At 61.9% G+C, this 12,847-nt stretch carries 11 protein-coding genes; 5 read left to right on the forward strand and 6 right to left on the reverse strand.

The annotated features are described in order from the left end of the window. Window positions 1-49: 49 nt before the first annotated feature. The 3 genes from IB248_RS03595 to IB248_RS03605 form a co-directional block, all read right to left on the reverse strand. Window positions 50-2,389: a methyl-accepting chemotaxis protein gene (locus IB248_RS03595; RefSeq protein WP_113470572.1), complete on the reverse strand. Its 2,340-nt coding sequence runs from the start codon at window positions 2,387-2,389 to the stop codon at window positions 50-52. Between the two features lie 220 nt (window positions 2,390-2,609). Continuing rightward, on the reverse strand, window positions 2,610-3,509 hold the full coding sequence (locus IB248_RS03600; RefSeq protein WP_192240326.1) for a ribokinase: 900 nt from the start codon (window positions 3,507-3,509) through the stop codon (window positions 2,610-2,612). A gap of 48 nt (window positions 3,510-3,557) precedes the next feature. Continuing rightward, window positions 3,558-4,784, reverse strand: coding sequence for a DNA recombination protein RmuC (locus tag IB248_RS03605; RefSeq protein WP_192240327.1), 1,227 nt, complete (start codon window positions 4,782-4,784; stop codon window positions 3,558-3,560). 195 nt (window positions 4,785-4,979) lie between these two features. On the opposite strand from IB248_RS03605, the gene IB248_RS03610 reads away from it, so the two are divergent. From IB248_RS03610 to truA, 4 genes are all read left to right on the forward strand, one after another. Continuing rightward, window positions 4,980-6,476 carry a globin-coupled sensor protein gene (locus IB248_RS03610; RefSeq protein ID WP_018857720.1) on the forward strand — a complete coding sequence of 499 codons (1,497 nt, stop codon included), beginning with the start codon at window positions 4,980-4,982 and terminating at the stop codon, window positions 6,474-6,476. 97 nt (window positions 6,477-6,573) lie between these two features. Next, window positions 6,574-7,092: a peptide deformylase gene (gene def / locus IB248_RS03615; protein ID WP_025658739.1), complete on the forward strand. Its 519-nt coding sequence runs from the start codon at window positions 6,574-6,576 to the stop codon at window positions 7,090-7,092. Between the two features lie 124 nt (window positions 7,093-7,216). Continuing rightward, window positions 7,217-8,152 (forward strand): methionyl-tRNA formyltransferase, encoded by a 936-nt coding sequence (gene fmt, locus IB248_RS03620; protein ID WP_192240328.1) that lies wholly within the window; start codon window positions 7,217-7,219, stop codon window positions 8,150-8,152. Continuing rightward, a complete protein-coding gene (truA, locus tag IB248_RS03625; RefSeq protein WP_192240329.1) occupies window positions 8,152-8,952 on the forward strand; it encodes a tRNA pseudouridine(38-40) synthase TruA in 801 nt (266 codons plus the stop codon). Before fmt ends, truA begins: the two co-directional genes overlap by 1 nt. Window positions 8,953-8,964: 12 nt before the next feature. Here the strand turns inward: truA and IB248_RS03630 are convergent, their stop codons facing one another. The 3 genes from IB248_RS03630 to dapD all read right to left on the reverse strand — a co-directional run bounded on the left by IB248_RS03630 (window position 8,965) and on the right by dapD (window position 11,759). Next, window positions 8,965-9,561, reverse strand: coding sequence for a hypothetical protein (locus IB248_RS03630; RefSeq protein ID WP_062371269.1), 597 nt, complete (start codon window positions 9,559-9,561; stop codon window positions 8,965-8,967). Further along, on the reverse strand, window positions 9,548-10,741 hold the full coding sequence (gene dapE / locus IB248_RS03635; RefSeq protein ID WP_192240330.1) for a succinyl-diaminopimelate desuccinylase: 1,194 nt from the start codon (window positions 10,739-10,741) through the stop codon (window positions 9,548-9,550). Before dapE ends, IB248_RS03630 begins: the two co-directional genes overlap by 14 nt. Before the next feature lie 157 nt (window positions 10,742-10,898). Then, a complete protein-coding gene (dapD, locus tag IB248_RS03640; protein ID WP_018857714.1) occupies window positions 10,899-11,759 on the reverse strand; it encodes a 2,3,4,5-tetrahydropyridine-2,6-dicarboxylate N-succinyltransferase in 861 nt (286 codons plus the stop codon). Between the two features lie 181 nt (window positions 11,760-11,940). Here dapD and IB248_RS03645 point away from each other — a divergent pair, with 181 nt between their 5' ends. Then, window positions 11,941-12,807, forward strand: coding sequence for an LOG family protein (locus IB248_RS03645; RefSeq protein ID WP_018857713.1), 867 nt, complete (start codon window positions 11,941-11,943; stop codon window positions 12,805-12,807). Window positions 12,808-12,847: the final 40 nt, after the last annotated feature.

A 12,847-nucleotide genomic window follows, 5' to 3' on the forward strand; every position in this document is an offset into this window, starting at 1 on the left:
GCGCCTGATTGCTCAGGCGCCTTTCTTCATTCAAGCCGTCGAGTTCGGCTTAGAACTCTTCCCAGTTGTCCTGAGCGAGCGCTGCCGAGCCCTGAGTCTGCGGAACTGCGCGGCGCGGTGCCGGTGCTGCAGCTTGGCGATACGTCGGTGCAGCAGTCGGCGCGCGCATCTGCTGAGCCGTCGAGCGTAGTGCGGAAGCGTGGCTCATGCCGGATACGCGGAAGCGTGTCACGAGTTGCTTCAGCGTCTGGGCCTCGTCGTTCAGCGTGATGCTGGCTGCCGTCGTCTCCTCGACCATGGCTGCGTTCTGCTGGGTAACCTGGTCCATCTGGTTCATGGCCTGGTTGATCTCCTTCAGTCCGATCGCCTGTTCACTGGCCGATGCGGAGATCTGGCGGATAAGGCCGTTGATGCCCATGACCTGCTCGGAGATCTTATGCAGCGTATCGCCGGCGCGGCCGACCAGATCGACGCCTTCCTTGACCTGTACGGCCGAAGTGTTGATGAGCGTCTTGATCTCCTTGGCGGCGTTCGCGGAACGCTGGGCCAGCTCGCGGACTTCCTGCGCGACGACGGCAAAGCCCTTGCCGGCTTCGCCGGCGCGTGCGGCTTCAACGCCGGCATTCAGGGCCAGCAGGTTGGTCTGGAAGGCGATCTCGTCGATGACGCCGATGATGCGCGAGACCTCGGTGGAGGACTGCTCGATGCCCTGCATCGAAGCAATTGCCTTGCGCACCACTTCGCCTGACTTTTCGGCATCCTCGCAGGCGAGGTTGACGTTATCAGCCGCCGTGCGGGCGTTGTCGGCGCTGGAGTTGACCTGTGCGGTGAGCTCGTTGAGCGCGGCTGCCGTTTCTTCCAGGCTTGCTGCCTGCTGTTCCGTACGCTTGGCGAGGTCGGAGGCGCTGCCGCTGATTTCGCTTGTACCGGAGCCGATGTTCACGACGCTGAGGTTCATCGTGTTGATGGTTTCCTCGAGGCTTTCGAGAGCCGCGTTGAAGTCCTGCTTCAGCTTGGCGTATTCGCCCGGGAAGTCCTCGGTGATGCGATGGCCGAGGTTGCCCTGGGACAATTCGGACAGGCCGGAGCCGACGATCGACACGATATGACGCTGCAGCGTGATCGACTGATGCCGCTCGGCTTCCGAGCGGCCACGCTCGGTTTCGGCTGCATCGCGCTGGTTGTTTGCCTCGGCCTCAAGACGCTGCGTGTCGGCGAGTGCGAAGCGGAAGCCCTCAAGAGCCTTGGCCACGGCGCCGATCTCGTCAGCGCGATCCTGACCGGCTACCGGCTGCTCGTACTTGCCGTCGCTGAGTGCCTTGACGCTGGCGACGAGACCGCCGATCGGACGCTGGACGAGGGAACGGACGGCTAGGTAGAGGGCAATCATGACGGCTGCGAGCACGAGAATGCCGGCGACAACCATCATGGAGGTTTGATCTTGAACAGGCGCGTTGATGGCCGAGTGCGGGACGTCGACGAGGATGACCCAGGTCGTGTTCACGTCGGGCAGGGCAAAGGGATAGACGACGCGGTCGAAGGGCTCGTAGCTATCGTAGCTCAGGTCCTTGACGACGGCTGGCTGTAGCGTCGAAAGCGCGCTCTTCACGGCATCTGTGCCTTCGCCGTCATAGTCCTTCATGGAAAGCTCGGGAATCGGCGAGACAATCCATTTGCCGGTCTGCGAGAGCAGCGTAACGCGGCCAGAGCCGAAGGGGTGGAGCGTCGAAAGCTTATCGCGGAGCGATTTGAGGGAGATGTCGACGCCGCTGACGCCGATCATCTTGCCACCCGAAAACACCGGATAGGCAATGGACGTCATCGCGGTATTCTCGCCGGTCGTCGTCTCGGCATAAGGCGGCGACAGCGCGCCCTTCTTGCTTTCTGCGGCGAGCGCGTACCAGGCAGCCTTATAGTCGGAATCGAAGGTGGAGAAGCTGAAGCCGCCGTCCTTGCTCTTCGTCCAGTACGGGTTGAATGTGCCATCCTTGGCTGCGCCGAATTCGGCCTTGCCGGCCATGGACGGCGACTGGCCGTCGAAGGCGTTCGGCTCTTCGGCAAACCAGCTGCCGAAGGCAAACTGGTTGCGCTCGACGTTTGCCTTCAGCATGTCCAGAACGGCCTTGCGGTCGAGATATTTGCCCTCCTGACCATGACCGATCGTGCCGGCCATCGAGCGCGCGGCCCCTGCCAGCTCGCCGACGGATGAGGCAACCTCGTTGGCGATAGCCTTCGCCTCGAGATTAGCCTGGTCCATGGTGAGGGTCCGCACGCGGTTGCGCGTCTCGCCGATGAGGAAGAAGTTGGAAATGAGGAGGACGAGGGCGATGGCAACGCCCGTAATGAGGATAAGCTTGGCTGCAAGCGATTTCATGCGAAAGATGAACATGGATTCCTCGGGAAGCAAGGATGTGCCGTACGGGGCATTCATCGGCACAGGGGACGAGGGCGTCGCCCCCTCATGGAGCAGCCGTGACAGAAGCCGACCCCTTGGCGAAGGCCGGCGATGGCTGGAACATCGCCGGAAACCTATTAAATTTGAATGAAATCTAATGAAAACAGACGCTGCATACGGCAAACCGCCCCGATATGTCGCGGGGCGAATTGCCCTATAGCTCGTTTGCGACTTCGGCGCTTGATGGGATCGATGGCTGAGCGCCTTGCTTGAGGCAGGCGAGCGATCCTGCGACGGCGGCCCGCCGCAGCGATGCCTCGAAATCGAGGCCTTCGTCCAGGCTCGCGGCGAAATAGCCGCAGAAGGTGTCGCCGGCACCGACTGTATCGACAGGCTCGATCTTCAATCCCTTCGCACGGGAGATGACGCCGTCGCGGATTGCGATGACGCCGTCTGCGCCGAGCGTCACGATCAGGGTTTGCCCCGTCTCCGCATTGAGTCGTTTCAGCGCGGCCTCGCGATCCGCCGTGCCCATGTTTTCCTGGCCGGCAAGACGCTCGAACTCGGTTTCGTTCGCGATCACGATGTCGGCAAGGCGGCCGAGGCGTGGAGCGTCTTCGATCAGTGGGGCCAGGTTGAGGATGGACGTGACGCTCTTGGCGCGCGCCGCGGCCAGCGCCCGCTCGACGGCCGGAACGGGCACCTCGAGCTGCAGCATCAGGATGTCGCCCTCCTTCATCGCGTCGATCGCGACGTCGGCATCGGCCGGCGTCATCGTGCCGTTTGCGCCAGGCACAACGGCAATCATGTTCTCGCCGTCACCGCCGACGAGGATCAGTGCGGTTCCGGTCGGCTCGTCGACCTGCTTGACGGTTTCAAGTCCAGTGCCGGCGTCCTTCAAGAGAGCAACCGCCGGCTCCGCAAAGCCGTCGCGGCCGACGGCTCCCGCCATGTGAACGGTTCGGCCGGCGCGTCGCGCCGCAAGTGCCTGATTGGCGCCCTTGCCGCCTGCTGCCGTTGAGAAGCCGTTGCCGGCAACCGTTTCGCCGGGCTTCGGCAAGCGCGCGGTGGTGGCGATGAGGTCCATGTTGATGGAGCCGAAGACTGTGATCATGAGTGTCCTGTCCAATGCTTTTCTTGAGCGCGACACTGCCTGAAGGGCTTACTCGTCGTCAACCACTCTGAGCTTCAGAAGCCCGCTGCGGCTGTCGACGGGTTTTGGCGCGCCATCACCGTCCCGCGCCGCGGCCTTGCTGTTGTCGCCGCCCTCGAACTCCAGAGCTTCGATTTTCGCGCCGCGCTTGGTGAGCTTATCGGTGGAGGTGAGGATCTGGTCGACATCTCTTTGGGTCATGGAAAAATGGCTCTGCAGCTTGCGAACACGCTCGTCGAGACGGCCGAGATCGTCCATCAGGTTCGCGACTTCGCCCTGGATGACGTGTGCCTGGGCCCGCATCCGCTGATCTTTCAGGACTGCCTGAATAACCTGGATGGAGAGCATCAGCAGCGAAGGCGACACGATGACGATGCGCGACCGGTGCGCCTTCTGCACGATCGCTTCGAAATTCTCGTGGATCTCCGCGAAGATCGATTCCGACGGCACGAACATGAAGGCCGTGTCCTGCGTCTCGCCCTGGATCAGATATTTCTCGGAGATATCGCGGATGTGCGTTTCCATGTCGCGGCGGAACTGCTGCGAGGCGACCTTGGCTCCGTCAGGTCCGCCGGCGTCCCGGATCGCGTTCCAGGCCTCAAGCGGGAACTTCGCGTCGATCACCAGCGGTGGTGCGCCGTTGGGCATGCGAATGGTGCAGTCCGGGCGCGAGCCATTGGAAAGCGTCTGTTGGAAGGCATAGGCCCCCATCGGAAGGCCGTCGGCGACAATCGTCTCCATGCGCGATTGGCCGAAAGCGCCGCGTGTCTGCTTGTTGGAGAGGATCGCCTGCAAACCGACGACATCTTTCGCCAGTGTCTGGATGTTGTTCTGGGCGGCATCGATGACGGCGAGACGCTCCTGCAGCCGCTGCAGGTTCTCGTGCGTCGATTTGGTCTGCTCGCTGATCGTCGAACTGACGCGCTGCGACATACCATCGAGACGCTGGTTGATCGCCTGGTTGAGCTCGGACTGCCTCGAGCCGAACACTTCGGCCATTGTCGACATGCGCCCGTGCATTTCCGCCTGGATTTTCAGAAGTTCGGCCATTCGAGCATCCGTCTCGGCGGCACGGAGGCTCGCTACCTCGGCCTGCTCGCGCCGCACCTGCCCGCTGCGGACGAGAAGGAGGATCAGCAACAAGACCAGAGCCGCGATCGCGCCTCCGGCGAGCGCCAGCGTGGCAGGACTGATACGGGAAAGGGCGAGGAGAAACGACTCAGAGCTGGTGTTCATTTCGCCACCATAACAAACTCGTGTGGGATGGCTAGATCAAAACGTGAACAACTCGCAAGCCTTCCCAAAGGATTGGCTCGTAGAGGGAACAAACGACAGTTGACAAATCTCAAGTTCATTTAACCTTTGCTCAACCATATTGCGTAAAAGGTCAGGTCAAATTCCCTTTTGCATCAATTACAAAGCAGAGAGATCATGACCAGCCAGCAGTCCGACAGCACGCTCAAGCAACGCCTCGATTTCATCGAGCTGGACGACGGAGCCCGCGCGGCGCTGCGTGAGATGCGCCCGGCAATCTCGGAGTTGCTCGGCGGCGCTCTCGACAAGTTTTACGCGAAGCTGGCAAGGACGTCTGAGGTCGCAAGCTTCTTTGCCGATAAAGCGCATATGGGACATGCCAAGAAGCGCCAGGAAGACCACTGGGCCAATCTGGCTGGCGGCAACTTCGACGAAACCTACGTCAAAGGCGTGGTCACGGTGGGCAAGACCCATGCCCGTATTGGCCTCGAGCCTCGCTGGTATATCGGTGGCTACGCGCTGCTGATGAGCGAACTCGTGAAGGGCCTGATGGCCAAGCAGTGGCCCTCCATGTTCGCCAGGCAGCAGGGCAAGGTGCTGGCCGAGAAGCTTTCAGCGGTCATCAAGGCCGCGATGCTCGATATGGACTATTCGATCTCGGTCTATCTGGAAGCGCTCGAAGAGAAGCGACGCAAGCTGGAAGAAGAGCGCGTAAAGGCCGAGCAGGATCAGGCCGTTGCGCTCGATCATCTTCGCCGCGGTCTGGAGGCGCTGTCGAACGGCGATCTCGAGGCCACGCTGCCGCCAGATCTCCCCGGTAATTTCAAAGCCATGGCCGACGACTATAACCGCGCCGTCGCCGCTCTTCGCGCGTCCTTTGGCTCGGTGCGGGCAACCTCGGGCGAGATCCTGAGGGGTACGGACGTGATCGCCAAGGCCTCCGATGACCTTGCCTTGCGGACGGCCCAGCAGGCAGCTGGCGTCGAGGAAAGCTCGGCGGCGCTGCAACAGCTTTCGGTCAGTGTCGGACAGACTGCCGCAAACGCCGAAAAGGCATCCGGTGCGGTCCGTGAGACGCAGCAGAAGGCCAAGAACTCCGGCGAACTCGTCACCAGCGCCGTTTCCGCGATGGCCGGCATCGAAAAATCCTCGACCGAGATCGCCAAGATCATCGGCGTCATCGACGAGATTGCTTTCCAGACGAACCTGCTGGCGTTGAACGCCGGCGTGGAGGCTGCGCGTGCCGGCGAAGCGGGCAAGGGCTTTGCCGTCGTGGCGCAAGAGGTCCGCCAACTGGCGCAGCGCACCGCCGACGCCGCCAAGGAGATCAAGAACCTGATTTCGGAAAGCTCGGTCCAGGTGAACGAAGGAGTGGACATCGTCAGCAGCACCGGCGAGGCGCTGAACGACATGATCAACCGCATCGATATCATCAACAGCTTCGTTGCCGATATCGCCGCTGCCGCGCGCGATCAGGCAACCGGGGTCAACGAGGTCAGTGTCGCCATCCGCAACATGGACACGATCACGCAGCAGAACTCGGGAATGGTCGAGAACACCTCTGCCGAGACGCGGCGCCTGCGCGGCGAAGTCGATAATCTGGTTGCACTGCTGCAGCGCTTCCGTACCGGCGTCGAGCAACGTTCGATGACCACGACACGCCGCGCCGCATGACGGGAATGCGGCGAAATTCCGGGCTGGGGCGTAAAAAAGCGCTCCGCCAGCCCACCGGATAATTCCATCCTGGAAAAAGATGCGTTATGGGAACGCCATGACCATCAAGCCACTCATCATTCTCCCCGATCCGCTGCTTCGTCAGGTTTCCAAGCCGATCGAGCGCGTCGACGCCGATCTTCAGCGACTTGCCGACGACATGCTTGAAACCATGTACGACGCGCCCGGTATCGGCCTTGCTGCCATCCAGATCGGCGTGCCGCGCCGCATGCTGGTCATCGACGTTTCCCGCGAGGGCGAAGAGAAGCAGCCCCTCGTATTCGTCAATCCGGAGGTCGTGGCATCGACAGACGAGCGTTCGGTATATGAGGAGGGATGCCTTTCGATCCCTGACTATTATGCCGAAGTCGAACGCCCGGCGACCGTCACCGTCAAATATCTCGACCGTGATGGCAAGGAGCAGACGGTGCAAGCCGACGGCCTGCTCGCGACCTGCCTGCAGCACGAGATTGACCACCTGAACGGCGTACTCTTCATCGACCACATTTCTCGCCTGAAGCGGGACATGGTGATCAAGAAGTTCACAAAGGCGGCGAAGTCGGCGAAGGCGCTCTAACCGGACCTTTGCTGACGCAGCCTCGCTGGACAGGCGATTTCGCGGGCCGGATGCCTGAAGGGGCTTGATCTGAAGCTCGCAAGCCCGTTTGAAGACGTCTGACCGGAAACATGGCGGGATAGAAATGTCGCTTCGCATCATCTTCATGGGCACGCCCGAATTCTCCGTCCCGACCCTGCGAGCGCTGATCGACGCGGGTCACACGATTCTTGCCGTCTACACGCAGCCGCCACGGCCGGGCGGACGGCGCGGGTTGGACCTGCAGAAGTCGCCGGTGCACCAGGCGGCTGAGCTGCTCGGCATTCCCGTCTTTACGCCGGTGAATTTCAAGGATCCGGAAGAGCGCGAGCGCTTCAGGGCGCATGATGCAGATGTCGCTGTTGTGGTTGCCTATGGACTGCTATTGCCGGAGGCGATTCTGACCGGCACGCGCCACGGCTGCTACAATGGTCATGCCTCACTCCTGCCCCGGTGGCGGGGTGCTGCTCCAATTCAGCGGGCGATCATGGCCGGCGACGAAAAGACCGGCATGATGGTGATGAAGATGGACAAGGGGCTCGATACCGGCCCGGTGGCTCTCACCGGTGAAGTCGAGATCGGCCCCGACACCACGGCCGGGGAATTGCACGACAAGCTGATGCATGTCGGGGCCAGGGCAATGGCTGAGGCAATGGTCAAGCTCGAGATGGGCGATCTTCCCCTGACGCCGCAGCCGTCGGACGGTGTGCTCTACGCCGCCAAGATCGACAAGGGCGAGACGCGGATCGACTTCTCGCGGGACGCCGCTGACATCCATAATCACATTCGCGGTCTGGCGCCGTTTCCGGGCGCGTGGTTCGAAGTGGCAATCGGCGGCAAGCCTGAGCGCGTCAAGGTGCTGGCCTCGGAAATCGCACAAGGCCTCGGCAGCGCTGGCGAGTTGCTGACCGATGATCTGGTCGTTGCCTGTGGAACCGGCGCCGTTCGCCTGACCAGACTGCAGAAAGCCGGTGGCAAGCCGTTGCCGGCCGCTGATTTCCTGCGCGGGACACCGCTTCCATCGGGCACGAGGCTTCCCTGATGCATCGTTACCGCATGATCGTTGAATATGACGGTGGTCCTTACGTTGGCTGGCAGCGGCAGGAGAACGGACCGTCTGTCCAAGGGGCGATCGAGAAGGCGATTCTGTCGGCAAGCGGTGAGACGGTGTCGATCCGCGGCGCGGGGCGCACCGATTCCGGCGTTCATGCAATGGGCCAGGTCATCCATGCCGATCTCGCCAGGGAGTGGTCGGCCTTCAAATTGCAGAATGCGCTGAACGCCCACCTCAAGATGGCCGGGGAGCGGGTCGCGATCGTCAGCGTGGAAGCGGCGAGCGAGTTCTTCGACGCACGGTTCTCGGCGCTGCGGCGCCATTATCTTTATCGCATCATCAGCCGCCGGGCGCCGTTGGCGCTGGAGGCCGGGAAGGCATGGTGGGTCCCAAAAGCGCTTGACCATGAGGTCATGCATGCGGCGGCGCAGACGCTCGTCGGCAAGCACGATTTCTCCACCTTCCGCTCCGCACATTGCCAGGCCAACAGTCCGAATCGAACACTTGATCGGCTGGACGTGACGAGAAACGGCGAACTGATCGAGATTCGTGCTACGGCCCAAAGCTTCCTGCACAACCAGATCCGTTCTTTCGCGGGAACACTCAAGCTCGCGGGGGAGGGCAAATGGACGCCGGCCGACGTCCGCGCCGCGTTGGATGCGCGAGACCGCAAGGCCTGTGGCCCGGTCGCGCCGCCGGATGGACTCTATTTCATGCAGGTGGACTATCCCGACGTCATCGTCGACCGGCGCTCGCCGGTGGAAGGCGACGACGGCGAGGACTTCTGATTTTTTCGCTGATCAGACGGGATAAATGCCGAGAAAGCGCTGCAGGTATTCCGACAGCATCAGTGATGGCACGAGCAGCACCAGCGTGAGTGCCCCAACCATCAGGCCTTGGCCGTAAAAGATCATCCTCAGGATGCGTGCGATCGCAAAGACCTGCGCAAGCATGAAGGCCAGCAGCAGCACCGAGACGAGGCCAACCAGCTGTGGCAGGAAGAAGACGAGCGCGAGCAGCATCCCATTGACGTAGGACAGCGGCACGCCGAGCCAATTGACGCTGACGATAACAGGCCCAAAACGCTCGCCCTTCTTGAAGGCCAGCAGCAGCAAGCCTGCAAAGACCAGCGGCACGAACCAATTGGCGGCCTCGACGAGCCCGAGTCTGAAATAGAAGAGTGCGCCGACGTCGGTATGCGGCGGCATCGTTTGCAGGAAGGCCTGGCGCCACCATAGCCACGAGATGCCCATTGGCGGCAGGCACCAGAAGATCGCCCAGAACGAGCGGTTGACGCCGCGATCCGACATGTCGAGGAAGCGAAAGCCGCGCGGATCCATGCGGATCAGCAGCCAGATCCCGGCAAGATAGTACTGAACTTCCCTAAAGCCCGGCATTAGCGAACCAGCGCTCGATGAAGGTTTCATAGATTACCGTGAGTCGCTCGAGGTCGGAAATTGCGACGCGTTCATCGACCATGTGCATCGTCTGGCCGACAAGGCCGAACTCGACGACCGGGCAGTAATCCTTGATGAAGCGGGCGTCCGACGTGCCGCCCGTCGTGGAGAGCTTCGGGGACTGGCCGGTGACGCTTTCGACGGCCGAAGACAGCGAGGCGATCAGCGCGTTGTTGCGGGTCAGGAAGACGTGGCTCGGGCGCTCGGCCCAGACGATATCGTATTTGAGCGGCGCACGGCCGGGGCGCAGCATGCCTTCCGCTGCCGCGGCATCGAGGCGGCGCAGGATCTCCTGTTGCAGGCTCGCGGCGGTCCACGTGTCGTTGAAGCGAATGTTGAAGCTCGCCGTTGCCTTGGCGGGTACGACGTTCGTCGCCGGATTGCCGACGTCGATGGTCGTCACTTCCAGGTTGGACGGCTGGAAATTGTCGGTGCCAGCGTCGAAAGGTGGGTCCATCAGCGCTTGCGTGAGTTGCAGGATGCCGCGCACCGCATTGTCGGCAAGATGCGGGTAAGCGGCATGGCCCTGGACGCCATGCACGGTGATTTTGCCGGAGAGCGAGCCACGGCGGCCGATCTTGATCATGTCGCCGAGCTTGTCCGGATTGGTCGGCTCGCCGACGAGGCAGGCATCCCAGCGCTCGCCGCGCTCGGCCGCCCATTGCAGCAGCTTGATCGTGCCGTTGATCGCCGGGCCCTCCTCATCGCCGGTGATCAGGAACGAGACCGAGCCCTTCGGTGCGCCATGCTTTTCGATATAGCGGGCAATGGCCGCGACAAAGCAGGCGACCCCGCCCTTCATGTCGACAGCGCCGCGTCCGAAGAGTTCGCCGTCCGCAATCTCGGCGGCGAAGGGCGGATGCGTCCAGGCGGCTTCGTCGCCAACCGGCACGACGTCGGTATGCCCGGCAAAAATCAGGTGCGGGCCTTCGCCGCCGAGCCGCGCATAGAGGTTCTCGATATCGGGCGTTCCCGGCTCGGTCGCCTTCACCTTATCCACCTTGAAGCCAAGCGGCGACAGCATTGCCTCGAGCGCCGAAAGCGCGCCGCCTTCAGCGGGCGTGACGGACGGGCAGCGAATCAGAGTCTGAAGATTGGCAACGGGATCGGTAGCGGTCATGGGAGTGGAACTATCCAGCGGTAGTGGCAAAGAAAAGGCAAGGCGGCGGTACCGCCTTGTTGAAATGTGCCGTTCATTTTGCCGGATCAAGTCCGACCGTCAGCGTTTCGGAGGCACCCATCGTTTCAGACGAGATCGCCGGAACCTCAAGACTTGATCAGTCGCGAAGCAGTTCGTTGATGCCGGTCTTCGAGCGGGTCTTTTCGTCGACGCGCTTGACGATGACGGCGCAGTAGAGGTGCGGCGCCGGCTGGCCGTTGGCCATGGTGGCATTGCCCGACGGCATCGAGCCTGCAACGACGACGGAGTAGGGCGGCACTTCGCCGTACATCACTTCGCCGGTGGCGCGATCGACGATCTTGGTCGACTTGCCGATATAAACGCCCATGCCGAGGACCGAGCCCTCGCGGATGATGCAGCCTTCGACGACTTCCGAACGCGCGCCGATGAAGCAGTTGTCCTCGATGATCGTTGGTCCGGCCTGCATCGGCTCAAGAACGCCGCCAATGCCGACGCCGCCGGAGAGGTGCACATGCTTGCCGATCTGAGCGCAGGAACCGACGGTCGCCCAGGTATCGACCATCGTGCCTTCGTCGACGAAGGCGCCGAGGTTGACGAAGGACGGCATCAGCACGACGTTCTTGGCGATGTAGGCGGAGCGACGCACGACGCAGTTCGGCACGGCGCGGAAGCCGGCAGCGCGATACTGGTTTTCACCCCAGCCTTCGAACTTGGATGGCACCTTGTCCCACCAGGTCGAGTTGCCCGAACCGCCCTTGACGACTTCCATGTCGTTCAGGCGGAACGAGAGGAGGACGGCCTTCTTCAGCCATTGATTGACCTTCCAGACGCCGTCGTTGCCACGCTCGGCAACGCGTGCCTTGCCGCCATCGAGGAGTTCGAGCGCTGTTTCGACGGCGTCGCGGACTTCGCCCTTCGTCGACGTATTCACATTGTCGCGGTTGTCGAAGGCGGCTTCGATGGTCTTTTCGAGGGAGGAAAGGTCGCTGGCGCTCATGGGAATTCCTTAAACTTCGATCTTTATCGTTGGAGACCGAAGCCTCCGGAATTGTGATTGGCAGGGTGCGATCTGCTCTATCGCATGAACGGGTAAAATGGAATGATTTTTCCCGCGGCGTTTCAACGCCTCGGGACGACATACCGGCTCTTAAAGCCGGCGGTATTGAAAGGCATTAGGCATGGCAAAGGCACGAAACGGCAGACTGCGGCGCAAGGATGGCGTATGGGCCCCCCTCAAGACGAGTGCGGTCGACAAGCATCGAGCCGAGTCCGTCCCAAAGACGCCGCAGACCCTGTCACCGGCCTATCGTCTTGCCTATGTCGACGAGGATTTTTTGTGCCGCGAGGAGTTGCGGCCGATCCGGCTGCAGCTCGAACTGCTGAAGGTGGAGATGTTGCTCGCCGAGCGCGGCATCAAGTCAACGGTGGTGATGTTTGGTGGCGCCCGTATTCCTGCTCCCGGCCAGAGCGCATGGGCGGCGCGCAACGAGGTGCAGCGGGCCAATCTCGAGGCCGCGTCCGTCTACTACGACGAGGCACGCAAGTTTGCGCGGCTCTGCTCGAAGTATTCGGCGAGCTTCGATTTCCACGAATACGTTATTGTCACCGGTGGCGGGCCTGGTGTCATGGAGGCCGGCAATCGTGGTGCCGCCGATGAAGGCGCGCCGTCGATCGGTCTCAATATCGTTTTGCCGCACGAGCAGGCGCCGAACGTCTACGTCACGCCGGAGCTCAGCTTCAACTTTCACTACTTCGCCATCCGCAAGATGCACTTCATGGTGCGCGCCAAGGCGATTGCGGTCTTTCCCGGCGGTTTCGGCACGCTGGACGAATTCTTTGAGTGCCTGACGCTGATTCAGACAGGCCGCATGGAGAAGATGCCGCTCATCCTGTTCGGAGAGAAGTTCTGGCGCAGCATCATCAATTTCGAGGCACTGGCCGAGTTCGGCACGATCGCGCCTGACGATGTCGATCTGATCAGCTTCGTCGACACCGCGGATGCCGCCTGGAAGATTATCGAGGACTTCTACGAACACCACGAATAGAAAGGCCCGCCAGAACGACGGGCCTTGCGATCGATCGGTA

This window comes from Rhizobium sp. RHZ01, assembly GCF_014851595.1.
In the GTDB taxonomy this organism is placed as follows: Bacteria; Pseudomonadota; Alphaproteobacteria; order Rhizobiales; family Rhizobiaceae; genus Rhizobium; species Rhizobium altiplani.